This window comes from Clostridium sp. CM042 (assembly GCF_055080995.1).
The window spans coordinates 1,029,260-1,055,570 of sequence record NZ_CM143646.1; the positions used below are offsets into that span (position 1 = coordinate 1,029,260).

Sequence of the window (26,311 nt, forward strand, 5' to 3'; positions counted from 1 at the left end):
AAAAAAATTCCTTTCGTATTTGAAATTATTGCAAACCAAAATATTTATTACTAATATATCTAATTCGACTAAATATTATCAATTCCTTTGTTCTTTAAATAAATAAATAAATAATAAACTCAAAAATAATTATAACGGCTTAAATTTAATCCATTAGTAATGAAATTATTATAGCTATTATATTTTTCTCACTTGATATTATGTTGTTTTATAAGGGCATTTATTATAGCTGAACTAGCAATAAATAATAACCCAGTTTGTGGTGCAATCATTGTAAAGTCGACCAGTCCATGCCCAATTATTACAGCTTGAATGCCCGCTAGCATTGGAACCAATCTACAATTTTGTGCATGAAGTATCTTTAAATTTCTGAATAAAATAATTTTCATATAGGTATATATGAAAAGCCCGATAGCTCCAAGTGTTGTCATAATAGTAATCCAGATATTATGACCGTGGTATAATGTTGCATAATAGTACCCTTTCATGAAGTTTGCCCCATGGTCAGTTATCCCCATAATTCCCCAACCCGTAAAAGGCTTAAGTTTTATCATTTTTAAACATCCATTCCATATTCCAAAACGACTACTAAATGAGGTATCAAAATCATGTCCGGTTACATTTTTTAACATTTGTGGTGGTACAAAAGAAATTACAGCAGTAAGTATAAATATTGTGATAAACAACCACCTATCTTTTTTATTACCTTTAAGTAGATAAAATATAAAAATACCAAATAATAGCCCTATAAAAGCACCACGAGATCCCGTTAAACACAATGCAATAACAAAGAGGGCTGTTGCTATCTCATAAAATAATTTTGTAGTTTTAGAATTTATGCTACAAAAATAAATACCTACAAGAATCATTATAGCAAACCAGTTCCCCGCTACATTAGGATTTCCAAAGGTGCTATATATTCTACCATTAACTGCTGGCTGAATTGTGCTTTGAAGAAATTCCCCCCAAATATTAAAATTAAAATACTCATATAACACTTTCTCAATAATTCCAAAAATTGCGGAGAACAGAGAAAAAAACACTAAATACATATATATCTTTTCCACCATATTTTCATTTTCACAATAATTTTGCAAAAAAATACTAACACATAGATATATAAAGAGAGCAAAAGATGCAACAATTGATGTAAAACTATAATTTATAACTCCTACTATCAAAGACCAAATAAATAGTAAACAAAGCCCTATATTCCAATGATTTTTATCTATCCTAATTTTTTTAAATAATACCATATATGTAATATATAATAATGGTATTATGGTCGTATAAGGAGAAATGATTGTTAATAAAACTAAAATGCCCATAATAAAGCCACCTTCATCTCTAGTAAATTTTTTTAAGTAAACATAATGATAAGTGCCTAAGAGAATTACCTTATCATTCTGTAAACTGCAATTCCATTAAGTACTAATATACACCTTGTCCCTCTTTCTATTATATACTAGCCTTTGTATTATTGCTTCATTTATTAAAAGAGTATATTATTATTCTACTACATATATGTCTTAAAGCTACACCGACTAAAACATCGTTAGGGTATCATTTTTATTATCTCCCTTCCTCCATTATATCTATTTTCCCACATTGTTTCAAAAAAAACAAATGTAGCAAAGAATTACCTTTGCTACTAAAATGGCATAATAAAAGTCTTTCCCGTTTTAGGATTTTTAGTTATATATACATCTAATCCATAAACTTCTTTAATTATATCTTCTGTTAATACTTCCTCCGGAGTTCCATCTTTGTAGACTCCGCAATCATGCATTAGTATCATATGATTTCCATACGCAGCTGCTATGTTCAAATCATGCAGCACAGCAATAATTGTTATGTTTTTATTTTCATTTAATTGTTTTAATTGTTTCATTATCTCAATTTGCTGATGAATATCTAGGTGAGAAATAGGCTCATCTAAAAGGATTATTCCTGTTTCTTGGGCAATCGCTCTTGCCACTACCACTCGTTGTCTTTCTCCGCCACTTAATGCATTTATGCTTTTATTTCTAAGAGCCCAAGTATTTGTCATTTTCATAGCTTTTTTAGCTATACCCATATCTTTTTCACTTTCTGAGCAGAATCTAGAAATATGGGGGGTCCTTCCCATAAGAACTATATCTTGTACTGAAAAATCGAATTCAATTTCTGTGCTTTGCGGCACCACGGCCATTTTTTTTGCTAAAACCTTTGATTTTATTTGGGTTAAGTCCTTTTCATCAATAAAAACTTCACCTTTTTCAGTTTGGAGTGATTTTGATAATATCCTTAGAAGAGTAGTTTTACCTGATCCATTTGGTCCTAGGATAGTGTGAAATTTCCCTCTTTCTATATTTATGTTAATATTCTTTAATACTTCCTGTTCAAATGAAAAACTTACATTATTTATCTCTATCAATTACATCGCCTTCTTCTTTGTTCTATATAATAAATATATAAAAAATGGCACTCCAAAAATTGAAGTAATAATTCCAACTGGTATTTCTGACGGAGGCACAATTGTTCTTGCAAGAGTATCGCAAATCATTAAAAATATAGCTCCCCCAAGTGCGGAAAATGGTACAACCACCCTGTTGTCTGATCCAAAGATCATTCTAATAGAATGCGGCACTATAAGGCCTACAAAGCCAATTATTCCACTTACAGATACGACTGCTGCCACCATCAAGGTACTTATTACAAGTATATACTTTTTTAATCCATTTACATCTACACCAAGACTTCTAGCACTCTCTTCCCCAAGTAGCATGATATTCAAATCTCTTGAAAATGTAAATATAAATAAAATTGAGGGGACTATTATTATAAATAGTAAAATTACCTCGTTAAAGCCAGCTGTTGAAAAACTTCCCATAGTCCACATAACTATTTTTTCAATATTATCTCTATTAAATGTCATCATTAATGAAATAATAGATGATAACAGATAATTTATAGCAACACCCGATAGTAAAAGTGTGGTAACTGGAACTTTTGTACCGACTCTCGCAATATTATAAACCAAAAAAGTAGTTATTATAGCCCCTATAAAAGCATTGCATGCTACCATGCTCATTCCTAAAAAATTGATTTCATTAAGAAAAACCATGGTTATAGTGGCACCCAGTGCGGCTCCAGACGAAACTCCGAGAATAAAGGGGTCTGCCATTGGATTCTTAAAAATTCCCTGAAAAGAAGTACCAACCACTGAGAGTGCCGCTCCTACTAAACAAGATAAAAGTATTCTAGGAAGTCTTAAATTTAGCAATATGATTGCAGATGTAGGATTAATTCCGTCTAAGGATACAATGTTATTTAATATTGGAATCTTACTTATTATAATTAGGGCTGTCTGTTTTAAAGAAATATCTGCCACCCCAAAATTTGTTGCTACAATTATTACAATTAGGAGTAAAAATATCCCTACTGCAAAAACTCTTCGATAATAACTCTTATTTTCTATAAACGTCATGGTTGTTTAACCCCTTTTATTTGAAAAGTTCAGGATGAACTAATTTAGCAATTGCTTCAAGCCCTTCTGCAAGTCTCGGTCCCTGCCTAACAATAATATTTTCATCAATCTCCAATAATTTACCGTTCTTAACTGCTTTCAAATCTTTGTAACCATTGGTAGCTTTTATACCTTTCTTTGAATCATAGAACTTAGAACAAATTAGCACATCAGGATTTTTTTCTACAAGCTTTTCTACACTGTAGTTCCAACCAACTACGTCACCCGCAGCGTTTTTCCCGCCAGCCATTTCTATTATATCACCTATAAATGTATCTTTTCCTGCTGTGAAATCACCACTCTTGCCGAATCCTGCTACATAATACACTGTTGGCTTCTTAGCATCCTTAACCTTATCAGTTATTTCTGCAACTTTCTTTTTCATGTCTGATATTACTGTCTTTGCTTCTTCATTGGCATTTACAATCTGCCCAAGCTTTGACATTGTATTATATACACCAGTAAAATTCTCTTCGCCATAAAGCACTATAACTTTTATATTAAGATCTTCTAATTTTTTAATAACATCCTTATCAAAATGAGTTGATGCAATAACTACATCAGGTTTTAGTTCAACAATTTTTTCTATACTTGGTTGTAATAAGTCACCAACAGATGCAACCTTAAGTGCCTGAGCTGGGTAATCATCGTAATCACTTCTACCAACTATACTGGACCCTTTACCAAGTGCATACATTCCCTCTGTTATATTTGGTGCAATCGTAATAATCCTTTTAGGTTCTTTTTCAATGGTAACCGTTCTATTATATGAATCAACTACCTTTAGAGGATATACTACAGCATTTGTTTCCTTTTTAGTAGTATTAAGAGACTCTTTATTCTCACCCTTGCTACCACACGCACTAAATACAACACAAACAAAAACAGCTAAAACTAGACCTATTATACTTTTTCTTTTAAACATAAGTTGCCTCCATAAATTTTTATTTTTTAATTACTTATTTAATTTTAATTGGTATACCACAAACCACCATGTGAACTTCCTGAGCCCTTGATGCAATATACTGATTAACTCTACCTGCAATATCTCTAAAAACCCTTGCCATCTTGTATTCTGGTACAATTCCAGAGCCAATTTCGTTAGTTACAAGAATTATTGTTTTTAAGTTTTTTTCTGCTTCGTCAAGAAATACTTCTACCTCTTGTAAAATCCCTTTTTCCATTGCATTTATATCTTGATTATTAAGATCATCAAAATTATCCCCTGCTTCATCAAACATAAGATTTGTAGTCATTATTGTAATACAATCTAATAAAATCGTATCAAACTGCATTTCTTCGTTATAGAATACCTGTTTTAAATTCTTATAGCCTTCAAATGTATACCAAGAAGCTGGTCTTCTTTCTTTATGTTTCTTTACTCTGTCCTTCATTTCATCATCAAACGGGATTGAAGTTGCAATATAAAGTACGCCACCCTTCTCTTCTTTAGCTAGCTTCTCAGCATATGTACTTTTCCCACTCCTTGCGCCACCTGTTATAATTATAATTTTTTTCATAGTATACTCCTTATTATTTTAATAATATATTATTATGTTAAAAAATCAGCAAATAAAAAAACCACACCTCAAGGATGTGGAATAATGCAATTGAATTTTTCACATATTGGATAACCCAATATTATTGTTAAATCACGCATTTTTCATCCTCCCTCCGAAGACTAAAATTTTAAGCATTAGGCAGGTTTACTGGCTTTAGCATCATCTTACTCTCCAACCTTCTCAGTTTCCCAATGGTCCTTTGGATTTCATCCTCTAATACAGTAGCGGTGGGCTGCAGTGGTTTTTTAATCACTTTCCCTTTTAACCCTTGTTACGGGCACCTAAAACAATATTTAATTTTTATTAATTTTACTATGGTTATTGTAACATCAAAAAAATATTAAAGCAATATTAATCATTCTACCTACTTGCTATCACTATTTTGGTGTTTTATTTAAGTAATATTCCATTACTCCTTTTACAATAGGTACCACATGATGACTGCCACCTTTATCTTTAACATTTTCCATTAACATTGATACTACTATTTTAGGACTCGCAGTATCCATACATATAAACCATCCATTTTCTTCTGCTGTTTTATCATTGTCATCTTTCTTAAGTTCTGCTGTTCCAGTTTTACCCGCAAGAGCTTGCCCATCAACTTTTGCCTCATGACCTGTACCATTCGGGTTTTCTATAACTGCAGAAAGATCATCTTTTAGGGTTCCTATATTATTCACAGAAATTACATTAGCTTTCCAAACCTTAGCCTTTACCTTTTCATTCAAGACCTCTAAAGTTGGAGACATAATATTTCCATCGTTAACAACTGTGCTATACGATAGTGCAAGGTGAAGTGGACTCATAAGAACCTCCCCCTGACCATAACCAGTATCTGCTAACGCTACATCATTTTTAATGTTGTTACCATTGGCTACTTGTGAATTAGCTATTGGATAATCTATTGGAAGCTTTTGCCCTATTCCAAAATTGTCACATCCTTTTATAAATTCTTCTTTGCCTATATTAAGAGCTGCCTTTGCAAAATATATGTTATCAGAATATACAAATGCATCCTGCAAATTCACTGACTCTCTCGGTTCACCAACCCTAGTAACCTTATTGAGTCCCCATGATGTATCTGGTTGCCATTCGTTTCCCGGTATGTTAATAAGTTCACTAGGTTTTATCTTCCCTTGATCTAAGCCAACCGCAGCCGTTATCAGTTTAAATGTAGACCCTGGAGAATATACAGCCGTAAATCTATTTTTAAATGGATCCCCTGTTTTTTCCCACTCTGCCTTTTGGGTATTAGAAACATAGGTGGTAATTGCATTTGAATCATATGACGGGGAGCTTACTAAAGCCAATACTTCTCCAGTTTTGGGATTTATTGCCGAACTGGCTCCTGCCTCTTTATTCATTCCTTCATATATTTTCTTCTGTAGTTCACTATCTACTGATAATGTTATATTTTCACCTGCTTTTGATTCTTTTTTAAGAATTACAACCTTATCGTTATTATTTTGTTTTGATATATATATTGTTGCTCCATTTTCACCCTTAAGCCTGTCTTCATAAACCTGTTCAAGACCTGCCTTTCCTATTAAACTAAATGAGTTATACCCCTTACTAGCATTCTTTTGTAGTTCCTCAGCAGTTATCGGCTTAATGTATCCTATAAGCGACCCCAAAGCTTCACCACCTGGATATACTCTACCTTTAGGCTTGTTCTGGATTACCCCATCAAGCTTCATAACTCCATCTATTTTTACTTTTTCAGTGCGTAGTATGTTAATAATCGGTATAAATTGATCAGAATTTTCATTATCCTTTAGTTTATTTTCTATAACTGAAGCATCAATATCTAGTATCTTAGCCATCTGCGATATATTATCATCCTTATTTTTAATAAATGTAATAGGTTTTATTCCAATCGTAACAATTAAATCATTTATTGTATTTATTGCAAGTGGTTTTTTACTCCTATCATAAATTTCTCCACGTATAGCCACTTCTGGCTCTACCCTAACCTTATCTCCCGCTTCCATACTAGGAAATATCATTTTCTCATTCCAGACTAATGTCCACTGCTTTTTGTTGTTAACCTCTTCCTTCACCATAGTTGCCTGGTAGCCTGGCATTTTTAATTGCCCTGCTGCAGTATCCATAACTATAGAAAATGGTATATTTATAGCTTTTTTATTTCCATCCTTAATTTTATCTTCATTGTCCACTTTAATAGATATATTTTTAGCCTCTATTCCACTATAAATAGCATTGTATTTATCTACGAATTCCTTTTCAGTTATTGTTTCCTTAGTTTTAACTGAAAGCATGCTATACATTGTTTTGAAATCCTGCTTTACCCACTTATTCTTATATGTATCAAATGTTTTTGTTGCACTATCCATCTTTGTAAAAAAATTAAACATAAATACTGCCATTACTATTAATATAATCCCTATCGTTGTAAAAAGAATTACTTTTAAGTTTTTTTTCGACATTTTTTTACCACCCCTTACTTATTATAACACTTGAACCGTATAATTAAATAGTACGATTTCTAAAAGTTTATTTTTTTACATATTAAACAAATATATTATAAAATAAATTATCTCAACTAGAGAATTAATATCCTTAGGATACTATTTCCAACACATGTTTACCCCTGTTGCTTATAATGTATTTAGTATATAATAACTATTAATTGATGCAATAAATATTATTCTTATTTTTAAGGAGGCATTATTATGGATAAAAAAGTTTATACTAAAAAAAGTAAAGAAGAACTAAAGAAGATCTTAACTCCAATTCAGTTTGAAGTAAGCCAGGAAGGTAGCACGGAAAAATCTTTTGATAATGAATTTTGGAATAATAAAGCAGAAGGCATTTATGTAGATATTAATAGTGGAGAGCCCTTATTTACATCTCTTGATAAATTTGATTCAGGTTGTGGGTGGCCTAGTTTTACAAAGCCTGTTGAGGATACTAATGTTAAAGAAAATAAGGATGCAACCCATGGTATGATGAGAACAGAAGTAAGGAGCAAATATGGTGACAGTCATTTAGGACATTTATTCAACGATGGTCCGATTTCCCAGGGTGGATTAAGATATTGCATAAATAGTGCTTCACTAAAGTTTATACCAATTCATAAGCTCTGCGATGAAGGGTATGGAGATTACTTAGAATTATTCAAAAAATAAGGAGAGCGTTTCTCGCTCTCCTTCTGAAATGTCGTTAAAAGTATACCTATACTTGTGATCCATTAATAGCTATCTGCTGATTATCCAAAACAAATATCTTATCTTTCCATTTTAAAGTATTTAAAACATATCCTAAGGAGTCTGCATGGTATCTTCCAGCTATTTTTTGATAACCCAATAGCTCATATACTTTATTTGAATCAAAATCCACAGGATATAAGCCGCTTATAGGATCCACGAATCCGTTAATTGGATCCTTTAGCTTTCCGTTTTCGTCGTATATTTCATTTAAATAATCGGCGTCCTTGTTGGATATATCTATAATGTATTTTTGGTTATTTTTCTTACTGATAACTTCAACCTTGTAATTGGCTTTATAAGTAACATCGTATTTATATTGCTCATTATATACATTAAAGTCAAATTGTAATTTTGCTTCATTGTTAATGAACGAATAAATGTAATAGTACATTATTCCACCACTACCACCTGTTGCAATACTTATTAAAATATCATCTACACCATCTCCTGTAAAATCCCCCAAAAATAGTGTAGGATTATATCCTGAATTTTCACTAAGTGGTATACTAGCAAACCCACCTGTCATTCCATCTTGAATTACAAGGGTGATATTTTGAGTATATGGACTACCTGGTGTCTTTATACCGGTTAAGTACACATTATCAAGTATTCCATCACCATTTACATCTCCACTTGCATAACTAACAATGCTCGGATTTATCCTATTATATCTATTATCCATAACTGCTCCTTTGCATTATAAGATTTATAAAATATCTTATGAGCTAGGCAGTAAATTGTTCCCTCTATTGATTTTTATATGATTTGTAATTGGGCGAATCTTCGCCAACTAATTTATCTAATTTCCAATTATATCCATTGTAAGCATCGTAAACAAGAAAATATAGTGCTACAAAAGAAACGTTTTTGTTTTCATTCTTTTTCTCATCTTTATAAGTAATACTTCCATAAACATATTTTATATTATCTAATCCCTTCTTAGACAATATTTCATTAGATTTAAAGGTCTTCGCTTCTTCTGTTGTTATTTTATGGTTATTAGACCACCAGAAAAATAAATTACTCCCCTCAATTTCAGCATTGGTAATAGAGGGTACTATTACCTCTGTAGGGACATTGTTTATTGTCCCACTATCAACGGTAGTTTTTGACCTGTTTAAAAAAGATATATTGGAGAAAGATATTGAGAAAGTATAATTAGTTGATAATACCAACTTTATTTCTCCTACTATACTTTCCCTCTTAACAGTAACAATTAATGTTCCATTTTGTACATCAAACTTTTTATCAGATATATTAATACTCTTAGTAAATCTATCATTTATAGCAAACCCTTTGCCACCAAAAAAACTTGAATATGATACTGTTTCTCCCACTCCCTGCTCTTTTATAGTTTCAATAACCTTTTCATCGGAAAAAGTTGGTGATAAGACTAATTTAGAGCCCTCAGCGCTGTTTTCTTCAATGGTATCAATTCTCCAAGTTTCATTTTCAAAAATAAGCTTACACTTTATCTTTCCTGTAGAAACCAGAAGTCCACTGTCTATAGAAGCTGTCACCAAAATTTCTTCTTTATTGTTTTCTAAATCCGTTGTTCTTGAAACTATGCCAAGATTTGTGACATCTTGTCCACCTAATGCTTTTGGTGTATCTGCAATATTAATACTTAATTTTTTTAATCCAACCCAAAACTTCTTTTCATTCATACCTACCAACGGTTTCAATGAATTAACGCTCTCAACTACAATTTTAGGGCTAATCTTCCATTGATTTTTCCCTTCATCATTATATACTAGGGCCAAAGAAGTCTTTGCCTCAATATCGCCATTGTTTAAAGTTAAATATACTTTTATGTCATCCTTGCCCTTATATGTATTCCTACTATTTATCTTAAAGCTCTTCATATCATTTTTGCTTATTTTTATTACTGTTCCTTTAGGAAGAGTTACTACTTTTCCTAGCAAGTCTTCTTTTATTCTCACTTCATCCACCGGTTTAACAATAAAAAATGTGTATGCGAACACTGCTACTGAAGTAACAACTAATAATGCTATTATAGGTATAATTACTTTCCTGTGCACAAATGTTTTCTTAAAACAAGCTAAAAACTTATCCCTTTTATCCTTTTTTATATTTTCCTCCGTTATTGCAGGCATCGCTAAAGTATCCTCATGTTTTTTCTCTTTTTTGTCCGCTTCAACTGTCTTTTCTTTATCCCTGCTATTAATTTTATTAGGAATCTGTTCATCTTCTAAAACTATTTTCTCTCCACAATATGGGCAAAATTTTAATCCATTAATATTAGCAAATTCATCCTTACAGCTGTTGCAAACCATTTGTTCCCTCCAAACATTTATATAAAATAAACAATTATGTTGTATTTAATATATTATAGCCTGTTTGCATACTATGTTCAAACATATTCACATCACTGACTGTAGATAATATTAAAAACTAATATAAATAGTAAAATAAAAATATAATTTTCACTTGCTAATTTTGTTCATATGAAACCGGCACGTTATTTATTCCAAGTTCTTGCGCTGCTGCATATTGATCATGGCCCGATACAATTACAAAGCTTCCTTTTTTAATAACAATAGGTTTGTTAAACTTTTTATTATTCTTCATATAATTTATTGCTTTGTTTTTTGAACGTTTTATTGACAAATCTTCATTTTCATTTACTAACTTTGAAATATCCATTATTTCGTCTGTTCCAATTGGCATTTCGTAATTTAAGTCTATTTGACCATTCGCATCTTTTAACAAATTGAATATTTTAATTGATGATGCTTCTACTGAAATAAAAGGGGTGCCTTTGCTATTTACGCATGCTTTTAATTCACCTTTAATTACAAAATAATTTACATCCTTCATACCTATTACTGCATCTCTCCAATAATCTTTTTTAACAATTACTCTATAAATTGAATTCATATCATCATAAGTGCCTATTTTAAATAGTAAATTAACATCTCCATTCTCTAGCCTATTTGTTTTTACAGGTAATCCCTTAATTATAATCTCACTCTTATTCATATTTAAATTCTCCTTTTAATTGTATATATTTTTTTAGTTAATTAACATACTGAATAGTTATTTTTTGAATATATCTTACTTCTTAAATCCCAAAAATAAAACACCTAGAAAGCTCATATCCCTTTCTAGGTGTTTTTAACTATATTATAATTTAACTTCATATTAGTTTTCACGCAAGTAAATTTACCTATGACTATGTTAGACGTTTTTAGATATATTTTAACTGTAGAAATTTTATTATTATAAGCTAACACAGACTTCACCCCATTCGTTAATTTAAAAATATTTATTTATGAATCTTAACTATTATTTATCATTATCTTTACTTATACATCTATTATATCATTTTATGCATAAAGTTACAATTTAAACTCTATAATTGCAGCAAACACCATACTTCTAGGTTAAAAACTATTTTTTGATGATAATTATTTGCCACTTACTTAATTAAAAATTCCAGTACTTAGATATATTTAAGCACTGGAATTTTCGACTTAAAACACAGTTCTAAACTGTTCAATATGAGTAATTGTATACTCCATACATCCCATACCCATTGCAAAGAATGATAACATTATTATCAGGATTATTGCGCCGAAATCGTATTTCATTATTTCTTCTTTGTTTATTAAATAGGCTACAATAATTTCAATTCCCAGTAAAACTAAAACTAGGGGCCACATTGATGCTATTAGTAAATATTTAATACTTGGATTTATTAATCGTAGTAAAAACATTATTCCAAACATAACTAAAACTATTCCGGTAGTGAAGGTTCCTACTCTACGTCCCTTAATCATTCATATCACACTCTTTTTTCTTACCTATAATAAGTTTTGCACCCACAACAATTATTACAACACCTATAATTATCTGAGGGACCATATCTGTTACATCATTAATAAGATTATATAGTTCGCCGGACATATCCATACGTCTAAGTAAGCTGTTTATGATATTATTACATATTAAATAACCGCCAAGAAGTATTAGTAGCATTCCTGTAATCAAGCCGTGTTTCTTAAACATACCTTTATCTATTTTTACTAATTCATCAAGAGAAAATAAATACTTATCCTCTAAAAGTAAAAATTCTTCATCCGTTGAATAGCGTTTATTCATACAATCGAAAAACGAATAAAACCATATTAATGGTAGAACGAAGAGCAGTGGCCCTATTCTAAGCCAGCTCGAAAGAAATATTAAAAAAAAGAACGCTGCCATAAGTGATAGACCCATCTTCATAAAGCCCATATACATGTGTCCTGCGCCAGGTAACATTGAAAAACCAAAGGTTAAAAATTTACTTTTTTCCTTTTTCATTATTAAAAACCTCCAAGTTAATTATTTTTTGCGAGAAATTATTAAGACTTTCATTAATTGCATTTATGGTACTTAAACTCATTGGGTTTATATCCAGTGTTTCACTTTTAGCATTGGCCACAAAATTTATTGGATTTGAAAAAACAAGCATTAATGCTATACTTGCTGCCATTACTACCCTAAGAGAATAAAAGATAAACTGAGTATTGCTTTCTTTTTTCTTTTTTATTTTGTTTAGTATTTCCTGCTCGAATCCTAAAGGAGCATCAGTAAGTTCATTATCATCGAAACTATTAGCTAAAGCATCAGCACAGCCTTCACAATGGCAAATATGTTCTGATAATAAAACTAGTTCATTATCACTTAGAGAACCCTCTTTAAACCCTTTTATTGATATTTTAGTTAAGTGTCCATTTTCTTTAAATAATGTACCACTCACATAAACTCCTCCTTCCATAAAACTTTCAACATCTTTTTGGATCTATAAAGATGTGTTTGCAATGTTTTCAAACTTTGACCTGTGTTTTTTGCCATATCAGAAAGTTTAATATCTTTACAAAAATAGTTTACTGACACCGCCCTATAAGGCTCTTTTAACTTCTTACATAAACTATATATTTTTTCCGTGCTATGTTTTTTTAAAAGCGACTCCTCAGGTGTTTCCCCCTTATCCTTTATACACTCAAAATCTTCATCAGGTATGCTATGAATTTTTCTTGCAGGGCTTTTAAGAAAATCTTTACATTTATTTACTGCAATTGTTGTAAGCCAAGCTTTAAAATTTACCCCATCAAATTTACCAAAGCTTGTATAGGCAGACAAAAAAGTTTGTTGTGCCAAATCTTCTGCATCAAAGTAATTTTTTGTAAAGGATAGACAAATAGTAATGATTAAACGTTCATATTGTTTTATATAGTTTGCAAACTGTTCCTTTTGAATAACCATCACCCCTTTTTTTGTCCTTACACTTAATATAACGATTAAGAAATAAAAAACACTTCAATAATAAAGCTTATTCATGTAATTAGCATGGATAAGCCTTATTTCGTCATATGAATAGGTTTAGGTTCAGATGTTGAACTGATAAAAACTATCTTCCTGCTACACTCATCCGAACTATTCAATTGTAAATTATTGTTTCTATTTTATCAGTTTTACTAACTAATTTCAGCATGTTATATTAAATTATCAAGCAATATTCGATGCAAAGTGTGCACTAATTATAATAACCTTCATATTATATTAGTAGATATTAATACTATAGGAGTTAGTAATAATGAGTAAAAAAGTATCAATTAATCTGCCAGATCATGTGTATAAATTAGCACTGCGAAAGTCTAAATTAACTCATGGAGAAAATAATTTTTCAGGTTATTTACGTGAGTTAGTATGCAAGGAATTTACAGATGATGAACTTGAACATGAACTTTTAAAGCTTAATGAACCCCTATGGTTAGGGATTACAAAGACAGCTGAGTATAACTCTACTTGTCAGGTATGTACTAATTCCATTTCTCCTGGAGAATTAATTTGTTATACTGACTTAGGATTTCAAGAAGACTATAAAAATTGGGTTCACAAGAATTGCTGCAGAAATGATTAATAAGTACAACCAGAGATAATAAATTAACCTCACCCTAACTTGCTACATACACTGAATTTAATAAAGTAAAAAAATAGGCCTTTTAAAGGCCTATTTTTAATAAATAATCTATTTAGCTAAATCTTCTATAGAATTAATGTTCATATATTTAGGAACAACTAACCCTATTTTAGCTCCCTCTAGGTTTGGACCTAGATCTTCAACTTTACCTTTGTAGTCAGCCATATATTTAGCGTGTGTTCCTGGCAACCATGCTGCAACAATAGCATCTACATCTCCTGTAGATACAGCCGCCCACATAGGACCTGATTCTACTTGCGTAAGTCTAACTTTGTATCCCATATCTTCAAGTACTAATGCAATTACATTAGTAGATGCAATTTCTGTATCCCAAGAAACATAAGCAAGCTTGACTTCCTTACCATCCACTTTTTTTGCACCCGCTGTCCACTTACTTACTTTATCTTTATTGTCAGTAATCCATTGTCTTGCAACTTTCTTTACATCTTCACCCTCGTTAACTTTAAGCATAACAGCTTCCATATCATCAGCTGTCCATGAAAATTGGTCTAAAATTTTATAAGCATCTGGCTTATCTTTTTTTAATCCTAAGCGTGCAATTGTATTTATATTTTCAGCACCACCGAAAGATCCTTTAGGGTCCTCTAAGTATTTCAAATCATATTTACTAAACATCCAATGAGGTGACCAACCGGTAATTATAATTGGTTCCTTATTTTTAATTGCATCTGAAAGTGCTTGTGTCATAGCCGCACCTGTACTAGTTTGCACTTTATAATCTAATTTATAGTCTTTAACAGCTTTTTCGGCAGCTTGCACTACGCCTGCACCCGCATCTATACCTGTAATCTTATAATTTAATTGCTTTTCAATACTTGAATCATCAGTCTTTTTTACTTCGCTACTTTTACTACTACATCCTACAAAAGTTAGAGCTATTAGACTAAATGTTACTATTCCAATTTTTTTCCAATTATTTTTAATCATTAATCTGTCTCCTCCTTTTATTTTATTTTGCAATGTCGTTAAATCATCTTCTAGGTCGTTAAAACTTTAGGCAATATTTTTTTTATTTAGCGCCTGAGTAATACGATCCAATATCATCGCTAATATAACAATAGCTAAACCTGAAGCAAATCCTTGTCCGGCTTCATTTCTTGTAACCGCTCTAAAGACTTCAACACCTAACCCGTCAGCACCAATCATAGAAGCTATAACAACCATAGATAATGCTAACATAATTGTTTGGTTAACACCTGCCATAATTGTATTTTTTGCAATCGGAAGTTGAACCTTAAACAATTTTTGTGCAGGAGTTGAACCAAAGGCATCCGCTGCCTCAATAAGTTCTGTTGAAACTTGACGAATACCAAAATTGGTTAACCTTACAACTGGAGGCATTGCAAATATAACAGATGCAATAATTCCAGGTACCATTCCTATCCCAAAGAAAGAAACAGCTGGTATTAAATAAACAAAAGCAGGCATAGTCTGCATAATATCTAATATAGGCGTTACTATATCTTGCACCATTTTGCTTTTTGACATCCAAACTCCAAGAGGAATACCAATTAAAATCGATATTGAACTAGATGTTAAAATCAATGAAAGGGTAAGCATTGTTTGTTCCCAAAATCCAAGATTCAGGATTAATAGTAACCCCAATAATGCAAATATAGATAAACCCCATTTTTTCCTGGTTATAAATATAGTTAATGCTACGATAATCAAAATAAAAACCACTGGAGGGATAGCTATTAATGCGTCACTTAACCCATTTACAACAGCATTTAGAGTATCTTTAATTGGTTCAAAAAACCACTGAGCGTTATCTCTTAACCATGCTACAAGCATATCAGCCCATTTAACTATTGGTATCGTTGGTATTTGTTTCATCGTTATTCACCTCATTCCCTGCAAGAGCCGCGAGTACCGCACCTCGAACTATAATTCCTTTTAATATTTTTTCTTCAACAACAGCTACTGGTACAGGGGAATCGTGTATTATCTCAAACAAATCATTTAATGATAAATCTGGAAGAACCACCGGAACATCTGTAATCATAACATCATAAATATTTTTAGTTCCATTTCTCACTGCTTCAGCTGCTGCATCTGCAGTTACAACTCCTAAGAACTCTTTGTTTTTATTAATAACATAGATACTTGAAATTCCAGCCTGTCTCATCCGTTGCAATGCAACTCGTGGACCATGTTTTTCTACATCTATAGTTTCTGGACGTTTCATAACATGTTGTGCAGAAAAAACCTTGGATCTATCTACATCCTCAACAAACTTTCTAACATATTCATCAGCAGGGTTTGTCATAATTTCTTCTGGGGTACCAACCTGCACAATTAATCCATTTTTCATAATTGCTATTCTGTCTCCAATTTTAAGTGCTTCATCTAGGTCATGCGTAATAAATATAATTGTTTTATGCATAGTTGCTTGTAAATCTATAAGCTCATCTTGCATCTCTTTACGATTTAAAGGATCCAGCGCTGAAAAGGCTTCATCCATTAATAAAATATCTGGATTATTGGCTAGAGCCCTCGCAAGACCTACTCTTTGTTTCATTCCTCCTGATAATTGACAAGGATATTGATCCTCGTATCCTTTAAGTCCTACCATTTGTAATGATTCAAGAGCTTTTTCTTTTATTTCCTTTTTATCCATACCTTGTATTTCTAATCCGAATCCAGCATTCTCCCAAACAGTACGATGTGGAAATAATCCAAATCCTTGAAAAACCATGCTTAGTTTCTTTCTTCTAGTTTCTCTTAATTTATGTTTATCCATTTTCGCCAAATCCTCACCATCTACTAACACGCTACCTGCATTGGGCTCGATTAGGCGATTAATTAATCTAACAAGAGTAGACTTTCCGCTTCCTGATAATCCCATAATGACAAAAATTTCTCCAGAGCGTACATCAAACGATACCCTATTTACACCTACCGTCATCCCTGTTTCTTTTAAGATTTCTGGCTTTGTTTTTCCTTCTTGTAAAAGTTTTATTCCTTGTTTAGGGTTTTTACCAAAAATCTTGGTCAAACCTTTAACTTCAATTTTTAACATTTATTCACCTCTTTGATTATTTAATCTCTGTATTAATTGTAAGGACATCCCTTTAGATTTAAGCGATGTCCTTACAGTATACTAAACTTCGCAATTAAATACAAGTTTCGACAATTCCCGCCCCTATTATATTACATATATGCTGTAAATAAGGTAGTTACATGCTTATATAACCCCCCTGAATTATTAAATAATTAAAATAAAAAGGTGTTCTTTATAAACACCTTTTTTCAATGGAGCTATTTTGTTATTGTGCTACATTTGTTGTTTTTCTATACAATGTTTTTACATTTAAGTCTCTTAATACTTTTCCATAAAAAGAACGCGGTTAGTGCAGTTGCAATCAAATCTGCACAAGGTTGTGAAAGCCATAATCCATCCAATTTAAAAAATAATGGAAGTATAAGAATAAGTGGAATTAGTACTATGACTTGTCTTAATATGCTTAAAATCATTGAGGTTTTTGCCTCATTTATTGCTTGAAAATAACTTGCTCCTAAAATTTGAAACCCTAAAATAGGTAAAAAGATTAAGTCAATTCTAATTCCACGTGCACCTAGATTTATTAGATCAGTATTATTACCCACAAACACGCCAATAAGCTGCTTCGCAAATACTTGTACTCCGATAAATCCAATTATAGCAATGCAAGTACCAAAAGTTATTGCAAGCTTTAAAACCTTTAAAACTCTCGGATACAATTTAGCCCCATAATTATATCCTATTATAGGCTGAATTCCTTGACTTATACCAAATATAGGCATAAAAATAAGCATTGATATACTATTTAATATTCCCATTGCAGCTATTGCAAGATCCCCTCCGTAAGAATAAAGACCTTTATTATATAAAATAATTACAAAACTTGATGCAATTTGCATAGAAAAAGGCGCCATGCCAATAGCAAAAATGTCTTTTATAATATGTTTATGCAGCTTTAAATTGGCTTTCTTTATTTTTAGTACGCTTCCACTGTTTTTAGATGTAAAATATCTCAATACCAATATAGTATTAAAAGCTTGAGAAATTATGGTTGCTATTGCAGCACCTTGAATTCCCATATCAAAAACGAATATGAATATTGGATCCAATATAATATTAATAATTGCACCAAATACCATTGTAAGCATTGCCATTTTGGGATTACCCTCAGCCCTAATTATATTGTTAATACCAAAGCCTATATTTTGAAAAACAGCTCCCATAAGTATAATTTGTATATATGCTTTTGCATAGGGGATACTATTTTCACTCGCCCCAAATAAGATTAGAAGTTTATTTAAAAACAAAATTCCAAGTATGCCAATCACTAATGATATTATCGTTATAAGTATAAAAGCGTTCCCCAGGATATTATCTGCCGTTTCCTTGTTCTTTTCTCCTAGTTTTATTGATATAACTGCGCTAGCACCTATCCCAACAAGCATTCCAAAAGCCATTATAATAACTGATATGGGAAACGTTATAGCAAGTCCTGAAAGTGCATAGGATCCTACCCCTTTAATATGCCCTATATACATTCGATCTACAATGTTATATAGGGCGTTTACAATCATTCCGGTTATAGCCGGCACCGAAAACTTAACAAGTAGTTTACCTATACTTTCTGTTCCTAATTCTTTTGTTTGATTCATAAAAACATTCCTCCATGCGAGAATTATAAATTTAAAATGTCAGCAAAAAACTTTTACAGTTTCCAGTGATTTTATATTATTTCATTTAAGTAATTGTATGTTTATATATGCGACATCAGCCATTGCTATACCTACTTTCTAGTATAACACATGTTTTATATTTTTTCTTATCCTATAAGCCTAAATTATTTAACCTACTTCAGATCTCATTAACAACAAAAATATTACAGTTTTTATAAATATAGTTTTTAATGTTTATTAGAATATATTTAAATAAGCATTAACTTCATAATAACATTTAATATGTTGTCCAAAAATGTGATATAATAATTCTTTATTGTCTTCTCTATATTTAAAAAAATTTGATATGTCTAATTTATTTAAAAATAGAAGACAGAATCATATACGCAAAAATTGTTAGGAGTGACAAAACTATGAAAAATACAATATTAACACCTAGTGGAGTAATAAAATTAGAGGAAGAATTAACCCTTCGCACAGGTGAAAAAAGAAGAGAAATAACAGCATCAATTAAAGAAGCAAAGGGCCATGGCGATTTAAGTGAGAATGCAGAGTATGATGCAGCTAAAGATGAGGAAGCAACCAACAATGATAGAATAATTGCAATTCAAGAATTGCTTCGGAACTCTACAGTCGTTGATGATTACAGTAGTGATGACCAATTAGGTCTTGGAGGTCAGGCTGATATTAAATTTCTTGACACTGGTGATATTGAGAACATACACCTGGTATCCACAGTAGAGACCAACCCAGACTTAATGAATATAAGTATTGAATCCCCTCTGGGAATGGCAATATATAAAAAGGCACTTGGAGAAACGTGCACTGTTATATCTCCTGAAGGTAATTATGAAGTAAGTATAGAAAAAATTTACTAGTAGAAAAAAAAGTTTAAGCAGAGATCACTCTCTGCTTAAACTTTTTTTAGTAATTCTTGTTTTGCGAATGCAAAATTACTTATTATCCACCATATTTTTTTCTGCTGCCTCTACCATTCTCTTTACCATTTCTCCACCGACATTACCTGAATTTTTTATTTTATTTACAATGTTACTTGGCACATCTCCCATATCTACATTTCTGCTTTCAATATTGTCTATTGCCATATCTTCTGCTACTTCCATCTTAAATTTTTGAAGTTTTCCCGCTGCTTCTGGTACTAATGTCCTTTTAGTCATTTTATTACCTCCATATAATTTTATATTGTAAATACCCAAGATATATTGTAATCATTTTGATATCTACCTTGTATATCTACAACTAGTATTTTTTAAAACGAACTTTTTATTCATTAATTCATATTTATAATAGTTATCTATTTTTTTATGTAGCTTAATTAACATTAATGATTTTTATCAGTAGAAGATGTTTTGAAACTTTTTTCAAGCTTATCCACAACTTCAGTATACTTGTCCTTTTGATTGGCTGGAAATTTAAAAATAAAAGTATTAGTCGAAGCTTTTCCTACCACTTTTTTTTGATATACTATTTCATCACCTTCAGTATAAGAAATTACAAACCAATTACCACCTTTAGCTTTATAATACATATTATTATTTTTAATTGCTTTATTGTATATTGAATCAATAGTATCATTTGGTGCATTATTAGTTCCATATACCTGCAAAGAAACCTTTTCATCGTCAGATTTAAGTATATTCCCATTAGCAGTGTTATCAACTACTTTAAGATTACTAGGATACATAATTGAATATGAAAATTTTTCATTACTATAATTTTTATATTCACCTTCTTTAAGTTGATTACTCTGAGACTTTGCCGCTAATATTTTTTTAGTCTCAATTGCTTTTAAATCTGATGTTTTTTTGGCCTCCGCGGCTTTTGCATCTGCTACTATTTTTGCATCTGCTATTAATTTATCTGCTACGATTTTTGCATCTGCTATTTTTTTATCTGCTACTATTTTCGCATCTGAAATTCTTTTATCCGCTATTTGCTCTGGTGTTCCTGTTGTAGCTTCTGATGGTACTTGTGATGGTGGGGTTGAGACTATTCTGTATATACTTACTACTATAACTAATAGTACTATGAGTGATAAGCTTATAAGTGCTTTTAATGACTTTTTCATTTGTTTTTTCTCCTCGCATATGCTTTTATAGTGATAACTTTATGGTATAATTTTTCATTTTTATACATATAATTGACATCCTCATTGCCACTGTTATGTCTAGTACCAAAATTAATACGTCTTTCTGAATCTCAGTATACATTATTCTTTAGTCTTTACCAAGACAATAAGTTACATTTTAACTAAAGCTTCTTTTTTTGTTCATATTCCACTTCCCTGATTGACCTAACAAGTCACCGTTATCCTGACCAACTTGCTACTTACTATCTATTAGAACTTAATTTTATCTCAAAAAAAATATAAGTAGATTTGTGTAAACAAATCTACTTATATTTTCGAATTTTTTTGTCTAAATAAAGTTTTTAACCCTTTCTTAAATACCATATCCGCTGGAATTGTGTATCTGCATACGGCATCATACATGGAATAACTTTAATTGTATTTATATGTTTCTAGCTACTTCAAAAGCATCCCAAATAGCACTCATAATATTTTGTACTTGTTTTGCATCTCCTAATAAATACGTTTCTTTATCATTAAATTTTAACCCATCATATAATTCTTTTTCAGAATTATATCCAACAGCTAAAATTATAGATTCACCAAGTATTGTTAATTCTTTATTATCTTGTTTTAGTACAGCACCTTCATTAGTTACTTTAGATACTAAAGCTTTAGTTTTAATATCTACTTTGTAAAGTTTTAGAAGATCCTTTAGCATTTGGCTATTTGCATGGCATATAGCCGGTCCAGAGGTTAATATGTTATCAAGAGTTTCAACAATAGTAACTTTTTTACCTTGTTTTACAAGCCAAAGCGCTGTTTCACATCCTACTAAGCCACCACCTATAATAATTGATGAATTCCCAGCAGATTTATTTCCGAGTAGTACATCTTGAGCAGTATAGACTTTGTCCATATTCCCATCTAACTTTAACATTTTAGGTGTTGAACCTGTAGCAACAATAATTACATCAAAGTTTGTTTTATTAGTTAAATCTTCTGTAACTTTAGCATTAAAATGAATATCAACGTTATTTTCTTTTAATTCATTGTAATACCACTTTACAAGAGCTCTATCATCTTCTTTAAAATCGGGAACCCCTCCAGAAACAATATTTCCCCCTAATTTATCAGTTTTTTCATATAGCGAAACTTTATGGCCACGGATAGCGCAAACCCTTGCAGCTTCGCATCCAGCAACTCCTCCCCCTATAATCATTACATTTTTAATTTTGTTAGCAGGTTGTAATTCAAAATCTTTTTCTCTACATGCGGATGGATTTACAGCACAAGAAATTCCACCGCCTGTCGCTAATCTTCCCATACATCCATCATGACAAGATAAGCACGGGCGAATATTTTCTAGCTTCCCTAATTTTATTTTTTGTGGAATATATGCATCTGCTAAAAGTGGTCTACCTAAAGCTATCATATCTGTTTTGCCTTCTGAGATAGCATCACTCGACATGTCAGGGTTGTCCATCCTTCCAGCAGTGATTACAGGAACTTTTAGAACCTTCTTTAATTGTTCATTTAATGATAGGTACATACCTTTTTTAAAATACATAGGTGGGTGATTCCAATACCATGAATCATAAGTACCTGCATCTGAATTAAATGCATCATATCCAGCTTCTTCTAGTATTTTAGCAACTTCAAGGCCTTCTTCAAGATCACGTCCTTTTTCTTCAAATTCTTCTCCAGGTAAAGCACCTTCATTTAAGTCTTTTACGAAACTTTTCACACTAAAGCGAAGAGATACAGGGAAATCTTTACCACATTTTTGCTTAACTGCTTCAAGAATTTCTATTGGAAATCTTAACCTATCCCTTAAACTGCCGCCATATTTATCTGTTCTTTTGTTGAATAATGTCATAGTAAATTGATCAAGAAGATATCCTTCATGAACAGCATGAATCTCAACTCCATCAAATCCTGCATCCTTTGCTATAGCCGCTGCCTCACCAAATTTTCTTACATAAGTCTCAATTTCTTTTATTGTAAGTTCTCTACATATTACATTAGGAATCCATTTATGAGGTATAGGAGAGGGCCCTATTGGCGTAACATCTCCAACTATACCAGGGAGACTAACACGTCCAAATCCTGCCGTTAACTGGAGAAATATTTTTGAATTATAAGCATGAACTCTTTCAGTAAGAACCTTTGATGTTTTTACAAAATTACCAGGATTAATTGTTGCACAAGGCATAGAAGGCATAACACATTTTTCAATGTCATTTTCAACATAAGTAATACCCGTTATAATTAAGCCAGTACCGCCTTTTGCTCTTTCAACATAATATTCAATTCCCTTTTCATTAAAACTACCATCTTCAGAGCATAGTCCACCAGGTCCCATAGGAGCCATTACAAATCTGTTTTTTATTTCAATATTTCCAATTTTTATTGGTTCAAATAGGTTTGAGTATTTGCTATTCATAAAAAAACCTCCTTTTGTAGAAAATGTGTATAAGATCCTTGGTTGAATTAATTCATTAATCATCCTCAATATAACACTTCGTCATATATTTGTCAAAATTTTCATAATAAAGAAATTAGTTCAAAAATAAATGACCCACCCGAGAAGGCGAATCATAATTATTTAAAAGTTATTTATTTTTTTTAATAAAAATGCTAAATACGCTTGCTATAATAAACCCAATTAAAAATGACACCCAGATTGGCATAATTTAATACCTCCTTAACCATCACACTTAAAAAGGATACAGACTTAACGTCTATACCCTAATCAATTGTAGTCTCTAAACTTTTAAGCTCAGCTTATTCTATTTTAAATCACTTATGAAATTTGGAAGATCGAAGCAAGATTTTGCAATCTCCTTTGTTAAATAACGAGTTTCAAAAGGCAGTTTATTTACGTCCATGTTACTAGGATCATAAACATCTGAAGCCATTGTAAAACTCCATAATCCGCCTGGATAAGTTGGAACAAACGCTATATAGGTTTTTACAATTTTAAAGTTATTCTTTAATATCTTTCTTGTATTCTCAATTATGTTACGATGAAGCATTGGAGATTCACTTTGACATACCATTACTCCATCAGTTTTTAATGTTCTTTTTACATTCTTATAAAATTCTTCTCCAAACAAATCCTTAGCAGGACCCTCGGGATCTGGTGAATCGACCATTACTATATCATACTTAATATCAGTCTTCTTTACATATTCAACTCCATCTCCGAATTTAAAATTGATTCTTTTATCAAAACCTGCGCCTCCGCTTATTTCCGGAAGAAATTTTATGCTTTCTTTTGTTACTACTTCGTCGAGCTCAACCATGTCAATTGTCTCAAGTTCTTTATACTTTGATAATTCTCGTACCGCTCCACAGTCTCCTCCACCAATTACCAATACGTTTTGTGGGTTTTTATGTGTGATTACTGGAATATGAGTAATCATTTCATTATATATAAAACCATCTGCTGAAGTAGTCTGCATTGACCCATCGAGCACAAGACATGGACCAAATGCCACAGTATCAATCAAAGCTACCTCTTGATAGGGCGATTTACTATAGGAAAAACACTTATTAATTTTGTAAGTAATTTTCAAACTTTTTTTCTCAACTTCAACTTCCTCAAACCACAGTTCATTATCAATTTTTTTAAAATACTTTGGCAATTCATCCATTTTCATAATAATTCCTCCATTATAATAAATATATCTATCTTTTCAATTTATCAACAACTTTTATATATACTACTTTATGGTTTTGGTTCCTTCAATGATAAAACCGATTCCTTTTTATTGTTGATTTGAAAGTTACCACTACAAGTATATCATACATCTTCGAAAACTCAACTTGAATATGCTTCGCAACCACCTTTATAAAGGTGGCTTTTGTACTATAAATGTTAATTATTTATATTGCTGAAACTTCAATTGCTTTGTTTTTCACGCCTCAAAAATTGAAGTATCTCCCTCTTCATTTATAGCATCTTCTTTTGGTTTTATTAAAATATTGGAAATTACAAAAGCTAATAAAGCAGGTACAAGCCATGAGAATCCTGCACTTGCTAGCGGAATAAATTTAATAAATCCGATGTTCACAGTATCTAAAATGCTTATTATTAAAGCCGTGTATACAGTTATAGCAACAATCTTATCATTTTTAACTTTATCACCAAGAAAGGTAATAGCTATTAGAATAATTACAATTGGATATAAAACTTGTAAAATAGGAACTGCCAATATAACTATATTATCAACGCCTTTTGTAGCTATTACTCCACTTACTAAAGCCATAGCAATAGCATTAGTCTTGTAGGATAGTTTACCATTTGAAAGTTTAGCAAAGTATTTTGCTCCACTTGAAAGTAATCCTATAGAAGTTGTTAAGCATGCAAGACTCACAGATAAACTAAGAATAACGCTACCAATACTGCCTAAGTCTAACTTTGCAATTTGTGTAACTAGATTAGTTCTAGCTATATCTGCTGGGAACAAAGTAGTTGTTTGAGATCCAAGATACATAAGTCCAGCATATACAAAGCCTAAGCCCACTGCAGCCACCATAGCTGCCTTTATAGTCATATTCATTATATCTTTTGGATTTTCATAACCTTTTGCTCTAACAGCTGAAAGAATTATTGATGCCACTATAACAGAACCCATACCATCCATCGTTTGATAACCTTCTAATAAAGATTTTGAAAATGCACCTTGGTAATATGTATTTACAATTGGTCCAATAGGAAATATTATCCCTTTAAATATAATTATAGCTAACATTAATAAAAGTGTTGGTGTAAGTATTTTACCTATATTATCAATTATTGAAGAAGGTTTAAGCACAAATGCAAGTGTTATTGCAAAATACAATATAATAGTTATGTTTTGCCCCACAAATGGAAATAAAGGCTGTATTCCAAGTTCGAAAGTTGTTGCAGCTGTTCTTGGAACTGCAAATAAAGGTCCTATAACAAGAATTAAAGCTACACCTGTTATTATTGCAAATTTTGAACCTACTCTATTTGCCATTTTATCGAAAGAACCATTAATTTTAGCACAGGCAATTATTCCGATTAGAGGAAGACCAACTCCTGTAATGAGGAAGCCTATAATAGCTATAATAAATTTGCTTCCTACCGCTTTCCCTAAGTATGGTGGAAAAATTAGGTTTCCTGCACCGAAAAACATTGCAAATAGTGCAAACCCTATAACCAAGGAATGTTTTGTTGAAGTTTTCATTTGAGTATACCTC

Annotated in this window: 25 protein-coding genes and 1 riboswitch; of the genes, 3 read left to right on the plus strand and 22 right to left on the minus strand. The window is 31.5% G+C overall.

The features are described from left to right. Nucleotides 1–188: 188 nt before the first annotated feature. The 6 genes from ACWJJ7_RS04840 to ACWJJ7_RS04865 form a co-directional block, all read right to left on the minus strand. Nucleotides 189–1,328: an O-antigen ligase family protein gene (locus ACWJJ7_RS04840; RefSeq protein ID WP_462964182.1), complete on the minus strand. Its 1,140-nt coding sequence runs from the start codon at nt 1,326–1,328 to the stop codon at nt 189–191. Nucleotides 1,329–1,651: 323 nt separating this feature from the next. After that, nucleotides 1,652–2,416: a heme ABC transporter ATP-binding protein gene (locus tag ACWJJ7_RS04845; protein ID WP_462964183.1), complete on the minus strand. Its 765-nt coding sequence runs from the start codon at nt 2,414–2,416 to the stop codon at nt 1,652–1,654. Further along, nucleotides 2,417–3,469 carry a FecCD family ABC transporter permease gene (locus tag ACWJJ7_RS04850; RefSeq protein ID WP_462964184.1) on the minus strand — a complete coding sequence of 351 codons (1,053 nt, stop codon included), beginning with the start codon at nt 3,467–3,469 and terminating at the stop codon, nt 2,417–2,419. A 16-nt stretch (nt 3,470–3,485) separates the two neighbouring features. Continuing rightward, nucleotides 3,486–4,433 (minus strand): ABC transporter substrate-binding protein, encoded by a 948-nt coding sequence (locus tag ACWJJ7_RS04855; protein ID WP_462964185.1) that lies wholly within the window; start codon nt 4,431–4,433, stop codon nt 3,486–3,488. A gap of 34 nt (nt 4,434–4,467) precedes the next feature. Next, nucleotides 4,468–5,028 (minus strand): bifunctional adenosylcobinamide kinase/adenosylcobinamide-phosphate guanylyltransferase, encoded by a 561-nt coding sequence (cobU, locus tag ACWJJ7_RS04860; RefSeq protein WP_462964186.1) that lies wholly within the window; start codon nt 5,026–5,028, stop codon nt 4,468–4,470. A 162-nt stretch (nt 5,029–5,190) separates the two neighbouring features. Continuing rightward, nucleotides 5,191–5,370, minus strand: a riboswitch (cobalamin riboswitch). A 77-nt stretch (nt 5,371–5,447) separates the two neighbouring features. Further along, complete coding sequence (locus ACWJJ7_RS04865; protein WP_462964187.1) at nt 5,448–7,520, minus strand: penicillin-binding transpeptidase domain-containing protein; 2,073 nt, start codon at nt 7,518–7,520, stop codon at nt 5,448–5,450. A gap of 246 nt (nt 7,521–7,766) precedes the next feature. On the opposite strand from ACWJJ7_RS04865, the gene msrB reads away from it, so the two are divergent. Beyond that, the gene (gene msrB, locus ACWJJ7_RS04870) at nt 7,767–8,222 is read left to right on the plus strand and encodes a peptide-methionine (R)-S-oxide reductase MsrB (protein WP_462964188.1); all 456 of its coding nucleotides are present in this window, start codon (nt 7,767–7,769) and stop codon (nt 8,220–8,222) included. Nucleotides 8,223–8,268: 46 nt separating this feature from the next. On the opposite strand, the gene ACWJJ7_RS04875 is transcribed toward msrB, so the two are convergent. The 7 genes from ACWJJ7_RS04875 to ACWJJ7_RS04905 form a co-directional block, all read right to left on the minus strand. After that, nucleotides 8,269–8,985 (minus strand): FG-GAP-like repeat-containing protein, encoded by a 717-nt coding sequence (locus ACWJJ7_RS04875; protein ID WP_462964189.1) that lies wholly within the window; start codon nt 8,983–8,985, stop codon nt 8,269–8,271. 64 nt (nt 8,986–9,049) lie between these two features. After that, nucleotides 9,050–10,600, minus strand: coding sequence for a hypothetical protein (locus ACWJJ7_RS04880; RefSeq protein WP_462964190.1), 1,551 nt, complete (start codon nt 10,598–10,600; stop codon nt 9,050–9,052). 157 nt (nt 10,601–10,757) lie between these two features. Next, nucleotides 10,758–11,306 carry a ParB N-terminal domain-containing protein gene (locus ACWJJ7_RS04885; RefSeq protein WP_462964191.1) on the minus strand — a complete coding sequence of 183 codons (549 nt, stop codon included), beginning with the start codon at nt 11,304–11,306 and terminating at the stop codon, nt 10,758–10,760. Nucleotides 11,307–11,800: 494 nt separating this feature from the next. Next, nucleotides 11,801–12,106 carry a LiaF transmembrane domain-containing protein gene (locus tag ACWJJ7_RS04890; RefSeq protein ID WP_462964192.1) on the minus strand — a complete coding sequence of 102 codons (306 nt, stop codon included), beginning with the start codon at nt 12,104–12,106 and terminating at the stop codon, nt 11,801–11,803. Further along, the gene (locus tag ACWJJ7_RS04895) at nt 12,099–12,629 is read right to left on the minus strand and encodes a hypothetical protein (RefSeq protein WP_462964193.1); all 531 of its coding nucleotides are present in this window, start codon (nt 12,627–12,629) and stop codon (nt 12,099–12,101) included. The genes ACWJJ7_RS04890 and ACWJJ7_RS04895 overlap by 8 nt, the downstream gene beginning before the upstream one ends. Further along, on the minus strand, nt 12,610–13,068 hold the full coding sequence (locus ACWJJ7_RS04900) for a hypothetical protein (protein WP_462964194.1): 459 nt from the start codon (nt 13,066–13,068) through the stop codon (nt 12,610–12,612). The genes ACWJJ7_RS04895 and ACWJJ7_RS04900 overlap by 20 nt, the downstream gene beginning before the upstream one ends. Then, nucleotides 13,065–13,577, minus strand: a complete 513-nt coding sequence (locus ACWJJ7_RS04905) for an RNA polymerase sigma factor (protein ID WP_462964195.1) — start codon at nt 13,575–13,577, stop codon at nt 13,065–13,067. Before ACWJJ7_RS04905 ends, ACWJJ7_RS04900 begins: the two co-directional genes overlap by 4 nt. A 328-nt stretch (nt 13,578–13,905) precedes the next feature. Between ACWJJ7_RS04905 and ACWJJ7_RS04910 the strand changes: the two genes are divergently transcribed. Beyond that, nucleotides 13,906–14,232 carry a hypothetical protein gene (locus ACWJJ7_RS04910; RefSeq protein WP_462964196.1) on the plus strand — a complete coding sequence of 109 codons (327 nt, stop codon included), beginning with the start codon at nt 13,906–13,908 and terminating at the stop codon, nt 14,230–14,232. Nucleotides 14,233–14,340: 108 nt separating this feature from the next. On the opposite strand, the gene ACWJJ7_RS04915 is transcribed toward ACWJJ7_RS04910, so the two are convergent. The 4 genes from ACWJJ7_RS04915 to ACWJJ7_RS04930 all read right to left on the minus strand — a co-directional run bounded on the left by ACWJJ7_RS04915 (nt 14,341) and on the right by ACWJJ7_RS04930 (nt 18,969). Beyond that, nucleotides 14,341–15,240 carry a glycine betaine ABC transporter substrate-binding protein gene (locus tag ACWJJ7_RS04915; protein WP_462964197.1) on the minus strand — a complete coding sequence of 300 codons (900 nt, stop codon included), beginning with the start codon at nt 15,238–15,240 and terminating at the stop codon, nt 14,341–14,343. A gap of 66 nt (nt 15,241–15,306) precedes the next feature. Beyond that, complete coding sequence (locus ACWJJ7_RS04920; RefSeq protein ID WP_462964198.1) at nt 15,307–16,149, minus strand: ABC transporter permease; 843 nt, start codon at nt 16,147–16,149, stop codon at nt 15,307–15,309. Further along, on the minus strand, nt 16,118–17,335 hold the full coding sequence (locus tag ACWJJ7_RS04925) for a quaternary amine ABC transporter ATP-binding protein (RefSeq protein ID WP_462964199.1): 1,218 nt from the start codon (nt 17,333–17,335) through the stop codon (nt 16,118–16,120). Before ACWJJ7_RS04925 ends, ACWJJ7_RS04920 begins: the two co-directional genes overlap by 32 nt. Nucleotides 17,336–17,607: 272 nt before the next feature. Beyond that, complete coding sequence (locus ACWJJ7_RS04930; RefSeq protein WP_462964200.1) at nt 17,608–18,969, minus strand: MATE family efflux transporter; 1,362 nt, start codon at nt 18,967–18,969, stop codon at nt 17,608–17,610. 434 nt (nt 18,970–19,403) lie between these two features. On the opposite strand from ACWJJ7_RS04930, the gene greA reads away from it, so the two are divergent. Continuing rightward, the gene (gene greA, locus ACWJJ7_RS04935) at nt 19,404–19,868 is read left to right on the plus strand and encodes a transcription elongation factor GreA (RefSeq protein ID WP_462964201.1); all 465 of its coding nucleotides are present in this window, start codon (nt 19,404–19,406) and stop codon (nt 19,866–19,868) included. Between the two features lie 75 nt (nt 19,869–19,943). Here the strand turns inward: greA and ACWJJ7_RS04940 are convergent, their stop codons facing one another. The 5 genes from ACWJJ7_RS04940 to brnQ form a co-directional block, all read right to left on the minus strand. After that, a complete protein-coding gene (locus tag ACWJJ7_RS04940) occupies nt 19,944–20,168 on the minus strand; it encodes a small, acid-soluble spore protein, alpha/beta type (RefSeq protein ID WP_462964202.1) in 225 nt (74 codons plus the stop codon). Nucleotides 20,169–20,332: 164 nt separating this feature from the next. Beyond that, nucleotides 20,333–21,079 carry a hypothetical protein gene (locus tag ACWJJ7_RS04945; RefSeq protein ID WP_462964203.1) on the minus strand — a complete coding sequence of 249 codons (747 nt, stop codon included), beginning with the start codon at nt 21,077–21,079 and terminating at the stop codon, nt 20,333–20,335. A gap of 442 nt (nt 21,080–21,521) precedes the next feature. Beyond that, the gene (locus ACWJJ7_RS04950) at nt 21,522–23,525 is read right to left on the minus strand and encodes an oxidoreductase (RefSeq protein ID WP_462964204.1); all 2,004 of its coding nucleotides are present in this window, start codon (nt 23,523–23,525) and stop codon (nt 21,522–21,524) included. A gap of 346 nt (nt 23,526–23,871) precedes the next feature. Continuing rightward, the gene (gene speE / locus ACWJJ7_RS04955; RefSeq protein WP_462964205.1) at nt 23,872–24,744 is read right to left on the minus strand and encodes a polyamine aminopropyltransferase; all 873 of its coding nucleotides are present in this window, start codon (nt 24,742–24,744) and stop codon (nt 23,872–23,874) included. Nucleotides 24,745–25,002: 258 nt separating this feature from the next. Then, entirely contained in the window at nt 25,003–26,298 is a 1,296-nt protein-coding gene (brnQ, locus tag ACWJJ7_RS04960) for a branched-chain amino acid transport system II carrier protein (protein ID WP_462964206.1), read from the minus strand. Nucleotides 26,299–26,311 lie beyond the last annotated feature (13 nt).